The sequence below is a fragment of the Paenibacillus sp. FSL R5-0407 genome (genome assembly GCF_038009185.1).
In the GTDB taxonomy this organism is placed as follows: domain Bacteria; phylum Bacillota; class Bacilli; order Paenibacillales; family Paenibacillaceae; genus Fontibacillus; species Fontibacillus vini.
Window position 1 is genome coordinate 310,445 of record NZ_JBBPAX010000001.1, and the last position, 17,796, is coordinate 328,240.

Annotated in this window: 17 protein-coding genes; 9 read left to right on the forward strand and 8 right to left on the reverse strand. The window is 49.8% G+C overall.

The genetic code is table 11. From position 1 onward, the window contains the following. Positions 1-70: 70 nt before the first annotated feature. The 3 genes from NYE70_RS01500 to hxlA are packed head-to-tail and all read right to left on the reverse strand — an operon-like array spanning position 71 to position 2,009. Entirely contained in the window at positions 71-787 is a 717-nt protein-coding gene (locus NYE70_RS01500; protein WP_290407449.1) for a 3-ketoacyl-ACP reductase, read from the reverse strand. Between the two features lie 22 nt (positions 788-809). Continuing rightward, entirely contained in the window at positions 810-1,373 is a 564-nt protein-coding gene (gene hxlB / locus NYE70_RS01505; RefSeq protein ID WP_341044796.1) for a 6-phospho-3-hexuloisomerase, read from the reverse strand. Positions 1,374-1,376: 3 nt separating this feature from the next. Further along, the gene (gene hxlA / locus NYE70_RS01510; RefSeq protein ID WP_290407448.1) at positions 1,377-2,009 is read right to left on the reverse strand and encodes a 3-hexulose-6-phosphate synthase; all 633 of its coding nucleotides are present in this window, start codon (positions 2,007-2,009) and stop codon (positions 1,377-1,379) included. 150 nt (positions 2,010-2,159) lie between these two features. On the opposite strand from hxlA, the gene NYE70_RS01515 reads away from it, so the two are divergent. The 4 genes from NYE70_RS01515 (at position 2,160) to NYE70_RS01530 (ending at position 6,404) form a co-directional block, all read left to right on the forward strand. Beyond that, a complete protein-coding gene (locus NYE70_RS01515; RefSeq protein ID WP_290407447.1) occupies positions 2,160-2,522 on the forward strand; it encodes a winged helix-turn-helix transcriptional regulator in 363 nt (120 codons plus the stop codon). A 218-nt stretch (positions 2,523-2,740) separates the two neighbouring features. Beyond that, positions 2,741-4,195: a spore germination protein gene (locus NYE70_RS01520; protein ID WP_290407446.1), complete on the forward strand. Its 1,455-nt coding sequence runs from the start codon at positions 2,741-2,743 to the stop codon at positions 4,193-4,195. After that, complete coding sequence (locus NYE70_RS01525; RefSeq protein ID WP_341047486.1) at positions 4,171-5,307, forward strand: GerAB/ArcD/ProY family transporter; 1,137 nt, start codon at positions 4,171-4,173, stop codon at positions 5,305-5,307. Before NYE70_RS01520 ends, NYE70_RS01525 begins: the two co-directional genes overlap by 25 nt. 2 nt (positions 5,308-5,309) lie before the next feature. After that, positions 5,310-6,404 (forward strand): Ger(x)C family spore germination protein, encoded by a 1,095-nt coding sequence (locus tag NYE70_RS01530; RefSeq protein ID WP_290407444.1) that lies wholly within the window; start codon positions 5,310-5,312, stop codon positions 6,402-6,404. Positions 6,405-6,516: 112 nt separating this feature from the next. On the opposite strand, the gene NYE70_RS01535 is transcribed toward NYE70_RS01530, so the two are convergent. After that, a complete protein-coding gene (locus tag NYE70_RS01535) occupies positions 6,517-6,987 on the reverse strand; it encodes a hypothetical protein (RefSeq protein WP_290407443.1) in 471 nt (156 codons plus the stop codon). A gap of 211 nt (positions 6,988-7,198) precedes the next feature. On the opposite strand from NYE70_RS01535, the gene NYE70_RS01540 reads away from it, so the two are divergent. Together NYE70_RS01540 and NYE70_RS01545 are read left to right on the forward strand one after the other, a co-directional pair. After that, positions 7,199-7,711 carry a putative ABC transporter permease gene (locus tag NYE70_RS01540; protein ID WP_290407442.1) on the forward strand — a complete coding sequence of 171 codons (513 nt, stop codon included), beginning with the start codon at positions 7,199-7,201 and terminating at the stop codon, positions 7,709-7,711. 32 nt (positions 7,712-7,743) lie between these two features. Beyond that, a complete protein-coding gene (locus NYE70_RS01545; RefSeq protein ID WP_341044797.1) occupies positions 7,744-8,640 on the forward strand; it encodes a divergent polysaccharide deacetylase family protein in 897 nt (298 codons plus the stop codon). On the opposite strand, the gene NYE70_RS01550 is transcribed toward NYE70_RS01545, so the two are convergent. After that, positions 8,627-9,289 (reverse strand): N-acetylmuramoyl-L-alanine amidase family protein, encoded by a 663-nt coding sequence (locus NYE70_RS01550; RefSeq protein ID WP_435530146.1) that lies wholly within the window; start codon positions 9,287-9,289, stop codon positions 8,627-8,629. The genes NYE70_RS01545 and NYE70_RS01550 overlap by 14 nt on opposite strands. Positions 9,290-9,487: 198 nt before the next feature. Between NYE70_RS01550 and NYE70_RS01555 the strand changes: the two genes are divergently transcribed. Then, on the forward strand, positions 9,488-9,718 hold the full coding sequence (locus NYE70_RS01555) for a YqzE family protein (RefSeq protein WP_211021145.1): 231 nt from the start codon (positions 9,488-9,490) through the stop codon (positions 9,716-9,718). A gap of 32 nt (positions 9,719-9,750) precedes the next feature. On the opposite strand, the gene NYE70_RS01560 is transcribed toward NYE70_RS01555, so the two are convergent. The 3 genes from NYE70_RS01560 to NYE70_RS01570 form a co-directional block, all read right to left on the reverse strand. After that, complete coding sequence (locus NYE70_RS01560; protein WP_341044798.1) at positions 9,751-10,725, reverse strand: hypothetical protein; 975 nt, start codon at positions 10,723-10,725, stop codon at positions 9,751-9,753. A gap of 162 nt (positions 10,726-10,887) precedes the next feature. Further along, positions 10,888-11,853 (reverse strand): YqhG family protein, encoded by a 966-nt coding sequence (locus NYE70_RS01565; protein ID WP_211021147.1) that lies wholly within the window; start codon positions 11,851-11,853, stop codon positions 10,888-10,890. Then, a complete protein-coding gene (locus NYE70_RS01570) occupies positions 11,850-13,631 on the reverse strand; it encodes a DEAD/DEAH box helicase (protein ID WP_341044799.1) in 1,782 nt (593 codons plus the stop codon). Before NYE70_RS01570 ends, NYE70_RS01565 begins: the two co-directional genes overlap by 4 nt. A gap of 722 nt (positions 13,632-14,353) precedes the next feature. Here NYE70_RS01570 and NYE70_RS01575 point away from each other — a divergent pair. Both NYE70_RS01575 and NYE70_RS01580 read left to right on the forward strand, forming a co-directional pair. Further along, entirely contained in the window at positions 14,354-16,975 is a 2,622-nt protein-coding gene (locus tag NYE70_RS01575; RefSeq protein ID WP_341044800.1) for an adenosylcobalamin-dependent ribonucleoside-diphosphate reductase, read from the forward strand. Between the two features lie 202 nt (positions 16,976-17,177). Then, positions 17,178-17,792 carry a hypothetical protein gene (locus tag NYE70_RS01580; RefSeq protein WP_341044801.1) on the forward strand — a complete coding sequence of 205 codons (615 nt, stop codon included), beginning with the start codon at positions 17,178-17,180 and terminating at the stop codon, positions 17,790-17,792. Positions 17,793-17,796 lie beyond the last annotated feature (4 nt).

Sequence of the window (17,796 nt, forward strand, 5' to 3'; positions counted from 1 at the left end):
AAGGTTACATTCAAAAAAAGGGCCTCCCGCAAAGATCCGGGCGGGATGCCCTTTCTGTGTATGCCGGTGATTATTGCGGGTTGGTCGTGAGAATGCCCGCGGTTTTTAAGACGACGCGCGATGGCAGCGTTAGGGCCGCGATCGCCAGCTGCGCCACGTCCTCGGGCTGCATCATCCGCTCCTCCGGGCCGACCGGCAAGCCCGTCCTGACGGCGAGTTCCGTGTTCACGGTGCTCGGCGTCAAGGCGACGACCCGGATGTTGGACTTGCGGACCTCATGGAAGAGGGATTCCGTCAGCCCCATCACGGCGAATTTAGACGCGCAGTAGGCGGAACCCGTCGCGAAGCCGCGTTCTCCGGCCGTGGACGCGACATTGACAATGTCGCCGGACTTGCGCTCCAGCATCGTTGGCAGCACGGCGCGTGTAACGTAGTACGTGCCCATCAGGTTGACCTGAACGATATGCTGCCACTCCTCGGGATCCATGTCCGCCACGGTGCCGAACGTCGCCGTTCCCGCGTTATTGATCAGGATGTCGACGGTGCCGAGCTCGCCGATCAAGCGGGCGACAGCCGCTTCGACCTCGCCGCGGTTGCCTACGTCGGCCATCGCGATGGCGGCGTCGACGCCGTACGTTTCCTTCAGCTCTTTCTGCGCGCGTTCCAGGTCTGGCGCGGAACGCGCCATCAGGCCCGGACGCACGCCTTCCTGCGCGAGGGCGCGGGCGACCGCGAGTCCGATCCCCTTACCCGCGCCTGTAATAATAGCCGTTTTACCTTTGAGCATGCTTGCCTTTCCCTCCTGTCCGTTATTCCAGATTCGCGTGATTGCCGTACATTTTGCCGGAGTTCTGGCGCTGCGATTCCATGATCCGAAGGATGACAGCGTCTAGTACAACCAGAAGCGTCTGCTCGAACAAGGATCCCATCGGCTGCACCGTCAAATCCCTGCCGGACGCCTGGTCCTTCGGCGCTCCCGGCAGCTGGACGACGATGTCGGCCAGCGCTCCGATCGTAGACTGCGGTTGGATGGTGAGTGCGGCGACGTCCGCATCCAGCGCCTTCGCCCTTTCGGCCATGCCGATCAAGGTCTGCGTCTCGCCCGAACCGGAGCCGATCAGCAACAGGTCACCTTTAGTAATACCTGGTGTTACCGTCTCGCCCACGACATGGGCTTGCAGCCCCAGATGCATCAGGCGCATCGCGAAAGCCTTCATCATGAGGCCGGAGCGTCCCGCCCCCGTCACAAAAATGTGTCCGGCCCCGAGAATCGCTTCCGTCAGCCGTTCGCCGGCGTCTTCTGTGAGCAGCGATGCGGCATGCTCGAGCTCTTGCACGATATGCGCCGCATGACTCTTGATGGACTGCATCATCGCTTAACGCGCCGAAATCAGTCGCTTCATTTCGGCCGCCGCGGCACGCTTGTCCGCCTCGCCCGTAATGCCGCCGCCGACGATGACCAGATCCGGGGACGCCTCGATGACTTCCGGCAGCGTGGCGAGCTTGATCCCGCCTGCAACCGCCGTCTTGGCGTTCTTCACGACCTTTTTGATCACGCGAAGCTGTTCGAAGGAATTCTCGCCCTCCGCCTGTAAATCATACCCGGTATGCACGCAGATGTAATCGACGCCGAGCGCATCGACTTCGCGCGCGCGTTCCTCCAGATTTTTCACATTGATCATGTCGACCAGAATTTTCTTGCCGTGCTTGCGGCCTTCCTCCACCGCACCGCGGATAGTGGAATCGTCGGTCGCGCCCAGCACCGTGATGATGTCGGCCCCGGCTTCGGAAGCCTTCATGACCTCGTAAGCGCCCGCGTCCATGATTTTTAGATCGGCCAGCACGTCCAGATTCGGGAACGCCTCCTTGATTTCCTTCACGGCGAGAAGCCCTTCGTTAATGACGACCGGAGTGCCGATCTCGACGATATCGATATATTCCTGTACTTCCTTGACGACTTCCTTGGCTTCCGGTATGTTCACCAGATCGAGTGCAAGCTGAAGTTTCATGATGAGTGAGTGCCTCCTTTGAGTGTGAATATACTAAGTATGCGCTAGGCTGAACTTAATTATAAAGAGAAGGTATCAAAACTGGAAGTAGGCACAATTTTGTTATATAGTGTCTAAAAGTATACTAAGGTGTAGGAGGCGGACTGCAGCATGAGCAGAAATAAAGACAAGGTATTCAATTGCGAGAAAGAACTGACGCTCTCCATTATCGGCGGCAAGTGGAAAATGATCATCATGTGGCACCTTGGAAAAGAGGGCACCAAACGGTTCAGCGAGCTTAAATCGCTGATTCCGGACATCACGCAGCGCATGCTGACGACGCAGCTGCGGGAGCTGGAAGACGACGGCATCGTGAACCGAAAAGTGTATCCTGTCGTGCCGCCTAAAGTGGAATACAGTCTGACGCCCCGCGGCGAGAGCCTGATTCCCATTCTGGATCTGATGTACGAGTGGGGAAAGGACTATATCGCGGATATGGGAGAGCAGGTGACGATTCGCGGCGCCGAGAGGTGAACTGCAGGGAGTCATTAAGAAACACGGTAAAGATAAGTTCGTTAAAATGCAAAAAAATTTAAAATAATAACAAGGCACAACCTTCATTTAAGCGAAGGTTGTGCCTTCTTTGATACCGGTTATTATCGTGTGATACAAATTGCTGGTCGTATGATTTTTCGATGACAGGGCAAGATAATAACCACACGATTTGGATTACTTTAATAATGGAGAAGACTATGGTTGAAAAAGACCCTCAAATGAAAAATTATCAAATGTCCACATGGCTTGAGGAACTAAAACAGAAATTAAACCATATGGATGATGCCGAAATTGTTGAGCACAGTATGGGTACCAGTACCTCAGTCTATCTTTTATACATAAAAACGTTAATTGATCAAGAGCGTTTAAACGAGACGATTATTCAGCCACTTGATCGTTCTGCCGGCAATTCGCTTTCTTCATGCATAACCAATGCCAAAGTTTCGGATGTTCTATCGATCGAAGATGCTGAGCAAAAAATAATGCAAGGATTTGTTCTTCTAAACGATTCAGTCAACGATCAGTGGTTAGGCGTCCAACTGGAAAACCCTCTTGGTCGGGCAGTTGAACCATCCCAAACGGAAACGGTTATCTATGGAGCGAAAGACAGCTTCAGTGAACAAATCGATAAAAACATTACAATGTTGCGCAGACGTTTGCCTATAACGACATTAAAAACGGAAAGCTTTACTATCGGGTCACTGAGTAAAACGAAAGTTGTGTTACTGTACATAGACGGATTAACTAATCCAGAATTTGTTTCCCTTGCAAGAAAGAAAATTGAAAGTGTGGATTTCGATCAATTTTTAGACTCCTCTCAGCTTGCAGCTTTTATTGAAGATCATAACCATACGGTCTTTCCGGAGTTTCTACAAACGGATCGGCCGGATGCCTGTGCCTACGCCTTAGGTGAGGGAAAGCTGACGCTATTGGTTTCCAATTCGCCGTTTGCCTTAATTGCTCCCATTACTTTTTTTCATCTCATCCAATCGCCGGAAGACTACTTCCTTCGTTGGCCGGTAGCCAGTTTTTTACGTTTAATCCGGTACGTAAGTTTTATTATTTCATTGACGATGATTCCTTTTTATGTTGCGTTAACGACATTTCATTATCAAATGGTTCCGCTGCCGATTCTTTTCGTATTATTGGAATCGAGAAGCAAATTGCCCTTTACTCCGTTTGCAGAAGGATTATTCATGATCGTAACGCTGGAAATCATCAAAGAAGCAAGTTTGCGAATGCCGACCAAAACCAGTCAAACGTTAGGAGTTATCGGTGGTATCGTCATTGGACAAGCTGCTGTAGAAGCAGGCTTTGCAAGTAAAGTATTGATAGTGTTGATGGGTATATCCGCTATTGCTTTCTTTTTAGTTCCCAATTATCAAGTGACAAAATCCATGGTGCTGATGCAAATTCTTCTTCTTATCCTTGCATCGTTTCTTGGGTTGCCGGGAATCGTGATCGGGCTGATCGGGATTCTTGCACATCTCCATGCATTAACGTCTTTAGGTCAACCTTATTTAGCACCGATTGCTCCTTTTTATGGGAAGGATTGGAACGACCTCTTTATCCGCGGCCCTTTAATTTGGATGAAAACGCGTCCGAAGTATCTAAAACCATTACGGAAATGGCGACAGGAGATGAAGAAGTGAAGAGTTTATCCTTATACAATCGAACTTCTACCCTTGGCGGCATCTATTTCCTTTTCTTAGTGAATCGCATGCAAATGCATTATTTTATTTTAATCATGCCGGTTTATTTGGTTCATTCGTATATGGTTTGGGGAATTGTCGTGATAGGGCTGCTGTCCCAACTTAATTTGATGATGATGTCCAAATGGTTTACTTCCAGTTATGCAGCGAAGGGCTATCAAGGATTTGTACAGCTTTTCGGGAAACGGGCGGTTCAAGTGTTCGCAATACTTGGTTTTTTGATCATATTGTTAAAAATTTCAATCATCACACTGGGATACGTTGAAATGCTCCATAGTTTTATTTATCCATCAATGAATAAAAGATGGCTGATCCTAATGATACTTTTGATCAGCCTATTTGTGGCTTCACATGGAATGGAGAACACATTGCGTTTTGTCGTTATCGCCTTTCTTTGCGGGGCTTGGATCGTAATCGTGTTTATTCCTTTTTTCTTTCCGCCGATTGCAAATTACCGCGATTTGTATCCTCTCATACCCACTGAATGGTCAGGGCAATCATGGCAGGGTTTGTTGTTTCTTTGGTCGGCATTTTCCGGTCCAGTATATTTGGTCTTTCTGGTCCCATGGTTAAGCTCCAATAAAAAAATATCGAAATATCTGGTCATTGGAAACATGCTGACGATCATGGAATATTCATTATTGTTCATTGCTTCGGTCTTGTTTTACGGTTCGAATTTCTTAAGCAAGATCAATTTTCCGATAGGATATATGGGAAGCTATATTCAAACGAGCGGTTTGGAACGAATCGATCACATTCTTATCTCTTTCCATATGTTTAATTACGTGTTTGACATTTCAATTCTTCTGTTGTGTTTTTATGGAGCCGGAAGAGTCTTTATGAGAAAAATGAACAAACGCGAGACTCGGATCAGCTTATTGTCGAGTTGGTTCGTCATATTGATAAGCATCATTTTAATGGATCAATGGTTATGGCAAACGGTTCCGGGTCAAAAGATGTTACTGAACATTCAAATCTGGCTGGGTGCTTTCATTTATTTACTTGTTCCTGTGATTCTTTTCACTGCAGTTAAACGAAAGGAGAGTATGTAGGCATGGTACCATATAAGCACTATAGTTTATTAGCGAGTGTATGTCTTATTTGGATGGCCGGCTGTTCTTCTCCATATGTCGAGAACAATTTGATCGAAGAGATCGCTCCGGTAGTTTTCTGGTCGATTGACGAGGGGACGGAAGGAAAGTTGAAAATCAGCACTTTAGTACCACCGCTCATCCAAGAAAAAAAACGTCTTCTCTCCAAGGAAGTCGATCTGCTAAAGCAGGGAGGCAAGGAGTTTGATTTAATTTATTATCGGGAATTAAAGCAGGGGCAGTTGCGAATGGTATTAATCAATGAGGAGCTGGCAAAAAAACGAGGCATTGAAAAGCTGATCAATACCATATTGGTTGATCCCGATATTTCAATGCGTGTCTATTTGTTGATTGTCAGAGGCGATTTTGATGAATACATAAAAAATCAATTGACGAAGCAAGAAAACCAAGATTATTTTCTTTATCGGATGTTAAAGCATTATGAGGAGCATAATCAAGGTGAAATGAGCATCGTCAATTTTCAAACATTTATGAAGAAGGTATATTCCCCTTTTAAGGATCCGATCCTGCCGGTTTTTCATTCGGATAAGAACAATTTCAATTACGTAGGAACAGCCTTCTTCCAAAACGATAAAGAAGTAATGGTTATTCAAGACATGGACGATAATATTTTCCAACTTCTGGATAACAATCATTTCCTAAAAGTCTTGGCCATTCCCAAGTTATCTACCAGTTTAGGACGTATCCGGTCCAATGTTCGAATGAAACTTTCGACGGACTATTCATCCTTGTCTTTACATGTGGGACTGACCGGAAGAATTGAGGAATACCTGGGAGGAAAGGATATTCAAAGTGAGGAACAATTGGAACATTTAATTCATGAGATTGAGGTCTACCTAGAGGAACAAACGTCAGAATTATTAAGAAGTATGCAGCGGTTGAAAGTGGATCCCTTAGAGGTCGGAACCCATTCGCTTAAGCCGTTTTCTAAAGAAATAACCGATGAGCAATGGTTGAAACATTGGGAAAATATGAAAATTAACGTTGACTTTGACATCAAGGTACATCCTTTGATTGATGTTGAACGGCTGTCGTGACTCAAAACAAGCCAATCGTTCCGAGCCGCTTGAAAAAAGCGTTTTTTTGTTTACATTAAAAAGATGCCGTCATTTATGATAGATACGGTTTTACGGCCCGGAACATTGTGTTTTAAGATTTTAACGCTTCAATGTCCACATATACCCTCCAGCTGTTTATAAAGTGGCCGACGGCGAACAGAAGCGAGGGAACGATGAACAAATAAGATCTCATCCAAAGTCCGAGAAGTATGAAATAAAGGATGGGGAACAAGGCCATAGGAACGGGAATAGGACCTAATGGTTTATACAGTAATGCGAATAAATTGCCGCCCGCGAAATAACGGATCCAGCAAGCGTAGTAGACCAGCAGGCAGATTCCCATGAGAACAGGAATAAGATTCATAGGCTGCTCTGCAATTTTTATCCCGAATAACAGGGGCATCGCAAAACAGGATATTTGGCCGACACGCTCCAGAATCGTTATGATCATGGGCGAGGGCGACAGGGATTTAGGCATGTTCCGAGGGCCGCGGAACAAGAAGAGAAGATTCGGCAGCATGACTAAGATCGATATCAGGATTCCGATGAGGTGAAGTCCCATCTTCAGCTGCTCCTTTCTATGTACTTCATACTCATAGTCATCTTATCATCTTACGCGAACTTAAAATGAGGCAAAACAAGGAAAATTTCACCGCGTATTTCTCCGGGGATCTGCAACCCGGGTATCTTTCGCGCATAATCGGACACGAGACAGTCATAATAGGAAAGACGATTGCTGGATAACTTTATGGAAAGGCGGAGGTGATACGTCGGTGACGGAATCGCTTTTTTATTTTATGGCCTACTCGGTTTGCGGCTGGTTCCTGGAAAATGTTTATAGCCTGGCTACAAGGGGCGTATTCTGGAAGGAAGGTTTTATGAAAGGGCCTTATAAGCCAATGTATGGTTTTGCGCCTTTGCTGCTGCTTCATTTCGGCAGGGAAGCTCCGAATCCGTTCCTGATGCTCGGGTTGTGTTTTGCGGTTCCAACGGCGGTTGAATATGCAAGCGGGATGTTGCTTCAAGGTCTGTTCGGGCGCCAGTGGTGGGATTACTCCAATAACCGTTGGCAGTTGCAAGGGCATATTTGTCTCCGGTTTTCACTTTATTGGGGGGTGCTGTCCCTGGGGCTCCTCACCTATATCCATCCTTTCATGGAAAAAGTATATGAAGGGCTGCGTCCGGTTTGGGACACGGCGGGTCCGTTGCTGCTGTTCCTGTTTCTGGTCGATTTGGCCTGGACAAGTACGGTTCGGCGCAGGGACTGGAAGCAAAGCCTCGTTTAGAGGAAGCTGATTATAATTAAGGGGCGTTGTTTATGAGAACCAGTAAAAAGAAGTTCGCGAAAGTAATCTGTATGCTAATGTGCCTGCTGCTATTAATTCCGTTTGGCGGGGTTACGAACGTTCAAGCGGACCGATCTGCTATATCCGTTCCATCCGCCCCGCTTCCGCAAGACGGTCAAGCCCAGGGCCCCGTGGCGAAGGTGGACTCCGTACGGCGGCTGGCCATCATTATTGATGATTTCGGCAATTCAATGGGCGGTACGGAGGAGATTCTGAATCTGCCGGTAAAATTGACGGTCGCCGTCATGCCGTTTATGAGGACAACGGAGCAGGATGCAAGAAGGGCGCATGAGCTCGGGCACGATGTTCTGATCCATATGCCGATGGAGCCGAAGCAGGGCAAACCTGAGTGGCTCGGGCCGGGCGCGATTCTGTCGGGCATGACGAATGAAGAGGTCCGGAAGAAGGTGGAGGAAGCCATTGACAATGTTCCGTTTGCGAAAGGAATCAATAATCATATGGGCTCCAAAATAACGGGGGATGACCGGATCATGGCGGTTATTCTTCAGGTCTGTCGGGAGCGGGGCCTGTTTTTTGTCGACAGTAAAACGAATTATTGGTCGGTTACATCGCAAATCAGCGAAAAAATGGGGATGCCGCGACTGTCCAATGATATATTCCTCGATGACGTGCACAATACGCGCCATATTGCCGGCCAACTGAATAAGATTCAGGAGCTATTGGATCAGAAAGGGAAATGTGTAGCGATCGGACATGTTGGGGTGAAGGGGGCCATAACGGCAGCGACCCTGAAGCAGTATGTTCCTGAATTTCAAGCCCGTGGAGTAAGGTTCATCGGGATTTCGGAATTGGCGAAGGAGCAAAAAGGCCCCGGAACCGAACCGGGGCGGGGAGTTACATCACCGTAAAATATTCTGCGATGCCTGCGTAAATTGCTTCAGCGATTTTCTGTTGACCGCGCGTGCTGATCAGCATGGCGCGGTCTTCGGCATTGCTGATGAATCCGGTTTCTACGATGACGGCCGGCGAATCGACATGCTTTAGCAAATAAAACGGCTTGCCCAGTTCGGGTTGGGTAAATCTTTTCAAATCATAAAGATCTTCTAATGCGTGCTGAAGGGAGCCTGCCAGCAGCGCGCTGCGCGCTTCATCCTGGTGAAGGACCACCGGCCCCCGTTTAGCTTTGTTTCTCCCCCAGTTCACATGCAGGCTCACGACGATCGAGGAGGGCACCTGCTCGCTGAGTTCTTTGCGTTGAGCCAAATCCCTTATATGCCTTGATCGGCTGTTCAGCCAGCGGTTATCATCGCTTAGCGCATAGTCTCCGGTCCGGTTCAGGATGGTTCTGTATCCGTGGCTTCTCAGGATCATATACAACCGGCGGCTGATGGCTAAGTTGATGTCTTTTTCAAGAATATCGCCATAGGAGGTTCCCCCGTCAATGCCTCCGTGACCCGCATCGATCAAGATGACCGGCTCCGGAAAGGCGTGGCGGAATTCATTGTTCCCGTCTTCCGCAAACGCCATGACGGGATTCCCCGCCAAGGTCAAAGCCATGATCACGGAGGCGAAAAGAACCCCAACTGTTTTTATTTGCATTCATATCACCCTTTACGGCTTCATAATCTGCACTTTCTTATCCGTCCATAGCTTGAGCCGATCATAGAAAAAACATGCATTCGTGTTTGGTGTTTATGAAGCGTGATTACGGTGCACAATACGAATAGAGCTTTAGTGTCAAAAGGAGGCGGCAGCATGGCCAAGGGCGATGAACTGGTAAAATATATTACGGAGCGGGTCGTGGATTATGTCGAGACGCCCAAGGAGGTGCGGCGGGAGCGTTCGAAAGGAAGGGAACCCTGGGCAAACAGGTGGTTCGGGATGATTCCGTTCTCGATATCACTCTGGATCGGGCAGATTCCGCGGAAGCGGAAAAAGGACAAGAGGGCATCGCATTTGATGCAGCATACAAAAGGCAGCCGGTAGGGATAACTACATCGGCTGCCTTTTATTATTTACTAATCCGTGTATGCGACAAATTTGCCGCTTTGTTTCAATGCGTCAAGAGCGATCCATCGCTGGGCGGTGTCAGAGCCTGTGAGAACATATATGGCGTCTTCACTGGAAGATTGCGGGTCAGCGCTCCATTTTTGATAACCGATGATCGGTAAAGGAATGGAATAAGTGCGTTCCGGGCCGTTGGTGACAAATACAAGGCGCTTGTAGTTAGCGAGGAGTTCCTCAAACCGGTCTGTTCCGGTCTGGATCGGATCCCCGGCCATCCATAGGATATTGTCGTACGGGTCAAAGAGATCGGCGTGACGGGTAGTCGCCGCTACGGCCAGCGACTTCTGGTCGCTTCCGGCTGCCGCGGAAGGCGGCACATAGCTTGCGGCCTGTTTGTTCCAGCTTTGCAGGCTTTCCGGAATCTGTTCCCCGGTGAGGGCATCAATGAAATGGACGGTGCCGGATTTACCTGCGGCCCGGACCATCCACTCCGCCAGAACCGGCCCCGCGTAAACCGGCGTGACGGTAGGGAGAGACTTTGTCTTCTTGGCTAAGCCGAGCCCGGCGAGACCGGATTCCAGTGTCGGCTTCGCATAAAGCGAGTTCTCCCCCAAACCGTACTCGACCAGCTTATAGTCGCCATCCGGGGTAGCGGAGATAATGAGATACCCCAAGGGAGCGGTGCTTTTGGAGGTGCCGCTGTTTAATGTAACAAGCCAGCTATGCGTCCCGGGGCCAAGCGGCTCGATGATCGGCTTGGCTGCGCTCCAGCCTGTAAATGGAGCGTTTGCCGCCAACTGCTGTATCGTATCGGCCGCAAACCGCCGCAGCGGCTCGGGAGCCGGCGCATCCGGGTTGACTGCCGCCGCGGCGGATGCATGGGAGATCACGGTAGGCTGGCCTGAGACTTGAAATGCCCCGAGCCAGATGATGCCCGCGCAAAGCATTATTTTGGCGAACCTGTGAGTCTTTGTTCGGTGGGTCATGTTTATATCACCTGCAATTCATTGAATTTAAGGTAGAGGCTAATGCTTCAGATGTCGCGATACAGGGCTGCTTGTCCATCCATTGTAGCCAAGCAGGGCTGAAAAGGATGCTGCAATCTGTCGTGCGCCCAAGCCTTCGTCAACTTCTATTTTTGAACTTTTTTAGCGAGAACGGTCAATGTCTGTACCCAGCGGCGAACGCAGGTGAAAGATGCCGCTGCCCAGGGCGGATACGACAATTCTCGGCTCGTATTGCCAGCGTATTTCTCCTCGCCTGGATTCGTACTGCTCCATGACGGCCTGTTTGCGCTCTTCATCGGGATCTTGAAGAAGATCCGTATAATAGGCATCGATCAGAGCCAACTCTTCGTTTAGGCGCTCCCGGGCTTCATCTGCCCAAGCGGTATCGTAAGCTTGCACCTTCTCGTTAATGGTTTGCTCCACCAACTGTCTTCCCTGATCTAGCGACAGGCGGGTCGGTGAAATGTGCATATTCTCCGGCATTCGGGGAACCAGGATTTTACCGTCTACTCTGGTATGAAACTCTGTGTCTATTTGCCCGGTACGCAAGGATACTCCGATAAAGTGCAGCTCCTCTCGCTTCATATCGCAGCTGAACTCAACCTTGAGGCGCACGCCGAGCCACGGCTCGTACGCCGCCGGGAGCAAGGTCGACCGCTGCCTGGGCCCGGGATCTTCAAACAGGTAGACGCTGCGTCCTCCTTGCCTCGCTGCGGCAAAGATCTGTTTGAGCCGGGGACTGCCGAAATGCATCTCCTCCCGCTGAATCCGGCCCGGCCCGAGAATAGGGAGCGGTCGCACCGCGCCGAAATGACGGCCGAGGATCGTATCCTCTTGCGGCGACGCCTCCGGCTGCGATGATGCCTTCTGATCTTCAAGCTGTTTATGCCGCTCGGCGTCAAAAATGAAGGAGAAGGTCATCGTCTCCGGCTCGACGCCCGTTCGTTCAATAAATCCCCAATAATAAGGACGATTCGTCAGATCCTTGTCGGCGCGGGGAGAGAGCTTCACCGTGACATGGTACGGCGACTTTTCGAGAAACTGGCACTCCGTCGTCTCCAAATATGTCAGCACATACTGGCGAATTTGATCCTGCGTCATCGTCATGCTTCATCCACCTCCAGAAGCTGCTGCAACCGGGAATTTTGTGCCGAATTCTCGCCGCTCTCATCCAGTTCGGTACGGATCGAGTGCAGCGATTGGCCCAAAGAATCGACCCGGCTGGCGATTTCGTCGTTACTGCCGGATTCCAGCAATATTTTGTAGAGGCTTTTTTCCAGGGAGTCGCTCTTCTCAAACCGCTCCAGAATGACATCGAGCTGGCCGATGACCATTTCGAACATATTGATTTTTTCATGCAAAAGATTCAGGATATGCTCTTCGATCGTTCCTTTGGTTGAAAGGTTGTAAATCTGAACGTCATTCTGCTGGCCCAGCCGGTGCACACGGCCGATCCGCTGCTCAACCCTCATCGGGTTCCACGGCAAATCAAAATTGATCATCTGATGGCAAAATTGCAGGTTGATTCCTTCTCCCCCGGCTTCGGTTGCAATCATGACCTGGGCGCGGCCGCGGAACAGATCCATCATCCAGTCTTTTTTGCCCCGGTTCATCCCTCCGCGGTAAGGCACTGCGGTCATATTCCGGTCCCGAAAATAATTCAGTAAGTATTCTTGGGTGGCGCGGTATTCGGTGAATACGATTACCTTGTCATCCATGCCGCGGATGAGCTCCATCGCTTTCTCGGCTTTGCTGTTGGCCTTAATCGTCTTGATGATGCCGACGAGGTCCCATATTTTATCGCGCAGCGGCGAATCCGGCGCCAGTTTCTTCGATAAATTGACGAGGGTCACGAATACCGCGTCCCGGCTGCTGCAGACTTCCCGCTGCAAAGTAACGAGCGAGAGCATGCTGTTCAAGTCGCCGCCGGCTGCATGATATTGGTCTTTGACAAAGGAAGTGACGCCATCGTATAATTTCATTTCTTCGGGTGAAAGCTCGACATGAATATTTTTGACGATGCGTTTGGTGAACTCGAGTTCACCGTCGCCGCGCCGGTTGCGGATCATAATTTTAGCTAGCTCGCCTTTGAGCTGGCTTTCGTTTTTTGGAATTCGTTTATCGAATACAAAGTTGGATGCAAAATCGTTTTGCCCGCCCAATTGTCCCGGTTTGAGCAGGGTAATCAGGTTAAACAGCTCGCTCAGGTCGTTCTGGACCGGGGTGGCGGTGAGGAGCAGGCAGTATTTTTTTCGCAGCTTCAACATGAATTGGTAATTGGTCGTCTTCTTGTTCTTTAGCTTGTGCGCTTCGTCCACGATGACCATATCGTATTCGTTGCCGAGCAGTATCTCCTTATGCGGATCGCGCTTGGCGGTATCCATCGATGCTACGACGACGTCATTTTGCCAGGAGTATTCTTTTTTTTGGGCTACTGCCGGGATGGCGAATTTCTGGTTCAGCTCCCGAACCCATTGCAGTACCAGGGATGCGGGAACGAGGATAAGAACTTTACGGACAAGGCCGCGCACGATGTACTCTTTCAGAATTAGGCCGGCTTCAATGGTCTTACCCAGTCCGACTTCATCGGCAAGGATGGCGCGACCGCGCATTTCGAACAGCACCTTTCGGGCCGTCTCGGTTTGGTGCGGCAGCGGGGTGACCTGCTCTTGAGGCAGGTGCTTCAGGCACAGCATGTCTTCGAAGCTCGTAACGAGCGAAGCCGCTTCGGCCTGCCCGGCGAGGTTGAACAGCTTCCAATCGTCCCACGGGCCGCCCTTGTTCAGTTTGGCTTCCAGGTCATCGTACCAGCTGCGGTCGAATTGGACCGGAACGGCGGGGAGCTTGGCGGAATTACCGGCGGAGCCTGGGGGATGCGGATTCAAGATGTAAAACCTCCCTTGTGCGTGACGGCCTGGCGGCCATCAGCCTTTTCTTGGTGCAATACTAAGTCTCTTGCAGAGATAGGTGTAGTATGGACGAAAAAGAGTAACTTCATAACCTGTACGGAATGCAGAAGTAGGGACGTTTATACAGAGCAGAGATAGGGATGTTAGTCATAATCGGGGCGTTTAGGTCACGGAATCCCAAGGGAGCGCTTGGGGCGCGGAGTTGGAAATTTTTTCAGCGGGTTTCATAGAAGGAAGTCGAAAAAAAGAGCAATTCGGAGCAAAATGATGATCGATTGGGCTTGACCCATTTTTATGGCTAAAATTTCATCCTTCGTTGCTGTGACAACGAGATATTGTATAGTATAATGGTATTCGCACACAATATGTTGTGATTTTTACATATTATATACCGTTTCTAATGTGTGCGTTCCGGTTATAGGTTGGTAGGGAAAAGCCCAGAAATCGCGTTATTATGGCCGATTTGAGGGAGGGCCCGTCAACCGGTGACCGATATTTTTTTGTGATTTGGCTGGAAATGGCGAACACTAGGTGAAGCCGATACATTTATAGCGTGTGTTTCCGAAGCGGGTTTGTTTGAAGACTGTTTTTGAAGCTTGCGCTCAACAAAACTTAGGCGTATGCTTCCGAAGCAAGTTTTGTTTCGAAGCTTGTTCCGAAAGCATATGCTCAACAAAACTTTTAGGAGGGTGTTTTCTTTGAAAACCGAGCAAAAACAGCGCCTGGAAGGGCTAAGCGAGAAAATCTTTTTGGACCGTTATGCATGGAAAGATGCTGATCCAAGTCATGCCAAGGTCGGCGACGTGGTTCTGGTCCTGACGAAAGATGATCCGAAATTCCCGACCAAGGAAGTCGGCGAAATCGTTGCCCGCGAAGGCCGTACCGTTACGGTTAAGACACGCAAGGGCGAGTTGGTCCAGTCCGATGTAGAGAAGCTGACGCTGAATATTGAGAAAACCCCTGAAGAAATGTGGGACCGGCTCGCCGGCGCAATGGCTTCGGTAGAAGCAACACCGGAGCTGCAAGCGGAGTGGGCCGAGAAGTTCCGTTATATATTGGATGACTGGAAGCTGGTACCGGGCGGACGGATTGCAGCCGGGGCCGGGGCAAGCGATGAGCTGACCCTGTTCAACTGCTATGTCATCCCGTCGCCAAAAGACAGCCGTGGCGGCATCATGGAAACTCTGTCCGAGATGACGGAAATTATGGCTCGCGGCGGCGGTGTAGGTATTAACCTGAGCTCGCTGCGTCCGCGCCGTGCCGTGGTTAAAGGCGTAAACGGCTCGTCCAGTGGTGCCGTAAGCTGGGGCGGTCTGTTCAGCTACACGACCGGTTTGATCGAACAAGGCGGAAGCCGCCGCGGCGCGCTGATGCTGATGATCAACGATTGGCATCCGGACCTGCTTGATTTTATCACCGTCAAACAAACGATGGGCCAAGTCACCAACGCCAACCTGTCGGTTTGCGTCAGCAACGACTTCATGAAGGCCGTAAAGGAAGATCTGGATTGGGATTTGGTATTCCCGGATACAACGGAAGAGAACTACAACGAAATTTGGGATGGGGATCTCGATAAATGGAAAGCTGCGGGACGCAGAGTGGTCCATTTCAAGACCGTCAAGGCCCGCGATGTTTGGCACACGATCATGGAATCGGCATGGAAATCGGCCGAACCGGGCGTCGTGTTCATGGAGTATTACAATCAAATGTCCAATAGCTGGTATTTTAACCCGATCATTTGTACGAATCCGTGCGGTGAGCAAGGCTTGCCGGCTTGGGGCGTCTGCAATCTGTCTGCAATGAACTTGTCCAAGTTCTATGATGAAGCGAACCATGATGTGGCATGGGACGAATTGGCTACTACGACCCGTTATTCGGTCCGGTTCCTGGACAATGTCATTAACAAAACGCCATATCATTTCGAAGAAAACGAGAAAAACCAGAAGAACGAGCGCCGCGTAGGCCTCGGTACGATGGGCTTGGCCGAATTGATGATCAAATTGAACATTCGTTACGGCAGTCCGGAATCGCTGGTGTTCCTTGATAAATTGTACGGTTTCATCGCGAAGGAAGCTTACTTGGCTTCGGCGGATATCGCGGAAGAAAAGGGTTCCTTCCCGGCATTTGAGGCGGATAAGTATCTGCAAAGCGGATTTATGAAGGTCATGACGGAGGTGTATCCTGAAGTAGGCGAAGCCGTCCGTGAAAAAGGGATCCGCAACGTTACGATCATCACCCAGGCGCCAACCGGCAGCACGGGGACGATGGTAGGAACCTCGACAGGCATCGAGCCGTACTTTGCATTCAAATATTACCGTCAGAGCCGTCTCGGCTTCGACGAGCAATTCGTTCCGATCGCTCAAGAGTGGATCGATGCGCATCCGGGCGAATCGCTGCCTGACTATTTTATTACAGCGATGGATTTGTCGGCGGAGGATCATATCCGTGTTCAAGCTGCGATCCAGCGTTGGGTCGACAGCTCGATCTCCAAAACGGCGAACTGCCCTTCGGACTTCACGATCGAAGAGACAAAACGTCTGTACGAGCTGGCGTTCGATCTCGGCTGCAAAGGCGTAACGATCTACCGCGACGGCAGCCGCGACGTGCAAGTGCTTCAGACGGAGAAGACGGAAGACAAGGCCGAGGCAAAAGAGACGGTATCGGCTGATAACGAAGCGGCAACGGCGGCGGAAAAGCAATCGCTTGACGGCTTGAATCAAACGCTTGCGGTCACTCCGGAAGCTGAGAAAACGCCGGTCGTCGACAAGCAGTACAAAAAACGTCCGCAAGTGCTTCACGGAGCAACGTACAAAATCAATACGCCATTCGGCATGGCTTATATTACGATTAACGATCTGAACGGCATTCCGAGCGAGATCTTCCTGAATGTAGGTAAAGCCGGATCCGACGTCTTCGCCATGGCGGAAGCCCTGGGCCGCGTCTGCTCCTTGTTCCTCCGTTACGGAGATCATGGACAGAAGGTTGAGCTGCTCATCAAGCATCTGAAAGGCATCGGAGGCTCCGGTGCGATCGGCTTCGGTCCGAACCGGGTGGAATCCATTGCCGACGCGGTAGCGAAAGCACTTGAAACCCACGTACAAAACGGTCCGTATGATGACCACGATCCGGCTCCAGTAGCTGCAACCGTGGCGCATCATGAAGAGCCTGCCGAAGCCAGCAGTTCGGCAGGCGGCCACGACCATAACCATGGGGCTGTCGCCACTTCCCGTGACCTGTGCCCATCTTGCGGATCCGCCTCGCTGATCAACATCGAGGGCTGCAAAACCTGCAGCAACTGCGGATACAGCAAGTGCTCGTAAACTGCGGTTTATAATGAAGAAACAGATAAATTAAATAAACAGAGATAGATAAAACAGATAGATAAACAAAAAGATGAGATAACGAAAAAGGTTAGAAATAAGATACCGGGTTAAAAAGAGAATAAGTTACTTCCAAAAGAATAGGAGACTACTGCTTTGGCAGTGGTCTCTTTTTATTTTTAAGAAAGGAAGGTGTGCGAAGGTGGAAAACAAGGGAATTGGTGAAGCGGGTTTTGTTGCAGTAGAAGGTGAGGGGGAAGCATGGCTCAGAGTTAAAATGCCCTATATTCGGGAATGGATTGTTCAAATCCGCAAAGTACCTGGACGGAAATGGGATGGGGTGAAAAAATGCTGGATGATCCCTGCGGATGAAGAGATTGTACTCATACTATGTTCTGTTTTAAAAGAGATTCCGGTGAAAATCAGTGATTCCAAGTTGTATAAGAAATTTCCGTTATTCAGTACTTTATGTGGGCCGGAGGATCACCATGCCATACAATTGCTGAATCAGTTATTGCTACGAAAAGGCTACAGCATGAAGACGCGTAAAGCTTATCGTGGTCATGCAGAACGATTTTTACGACAATCTATAGTTTCCGTTAATGAAGTGAGTCGTGAGCATTTGAATAAGTACCTATTGGAATTGATTGAGACAGGACGTTCGAATTCTTATAAAAACATTAGATTCGCCCAAAAGGTAACAAAACACTTCCTTCCGTGTTATCTGAACAAGAAGTATTATCCTTGCTTGAATCGCTCGCCAATCCTAAACACCGACTATTGCTCACCCTGGCCTACTCCTCCGGTCTTCGGGTAAGCGA

What these genes read in the sequence shown, in the direction of transcription:
- NYE70_RS01555 (WP_211021145.1), top strand. Translation starts at nt 9,488, where the DNA reads ATGGCCAAGGGCGATGAACTGGTAAAATATATTACGGAGCGGGTCGTG.
- hxlB (WP_341044796.1), bottom strand. Translation starts at nt 1,373, where the DNA reads ATGATGCAGTCCATCAAGAGTCATGCGGCGCATATCGTGCAAGAGCTC.
- NYE70_RS01520 (WP_290407446.1), top strand. Translation starts at nt 2,741, where the DNA reads ATGGTTGAAAAAGACCCTCAAATGAAAAATTATCAAATGTCCACATGG.
- NYE70_RS01565 (WP_211021147.1), bottom strand. Translation starts at nt 11,853, where the DNA reads ATGACGATGACGCAGGATCAAATTCGCCAGTATGTGCTGACATATTTG.
- NYE70_RS01515 (WP_290407447.1), top strand. Translation starts at nt 2,160, where the DNA reads ATGAGCAGAAATAAAGACAAGGTATTCAATTGCGAGAAAGAACTGACG.
- NYE70_RS01535 (WP_290407443.1), bottom strand. Translation starts at nt 6,987, where the DNA reads ATGGGACTTCACCTCATCGGAATCCTGATATCGATCTTAGTCATGCTG.
- NYE70_RS01525 (WP_341047486.1), top strand. Translation starts at nt 4,171, where the DNA reads ATGGCGACAGGAGATGAAGAAGTGAAGAGTTTATCCTTATACAATCGA.
- NYE70_RS01545 (WP_341044797.1), top strand. Translation starts at nt 7,744, where the DNA reads ATGAGAACCAGTAAAAAGAAGTTCGCGAAAGTAATCTGTATGCTAATG.
- NYE70_RS01530 (WP_290407444.1), top strand. Translation starts at nt 5,310, where the DNA reads ATGGTACCATATAAGCACTATAGTTTATTAGCGAGTGTATGTCTTATT.
- NYE70_RS01550 (WP_435530146.1), bottom strand. Translation starts at nt 9,289, where the DNA reads ATGGCTTTGACCTTGGCGGGGAATCCCGTCATGGCGTTTGCGGAAGAC.
- hxlA (WP_290407448.1), bottom strand. Translation starts at nt 2,009, where the DNA reads ATGAAACTTCAGCTTGCACTCGATCTGGTGAACATACCGGAAGCCAAG.
- NYE70_RS01500 (WP_290407449.1), bottom strand. Translation starts at nt 787, where the DNA reads ATGCTCAAAGGTAAAACGGCTATTATTACAGGCGCGGGTAAGGGGATC.
- NYE70_RS01560 (WP_341044798.1), bottom strand. Translation starts at nt 10,725, where the DNA reads ATGACCCACCGAACAAAGACTCACAGGTTCGCCAAAATAATGCTTTGC.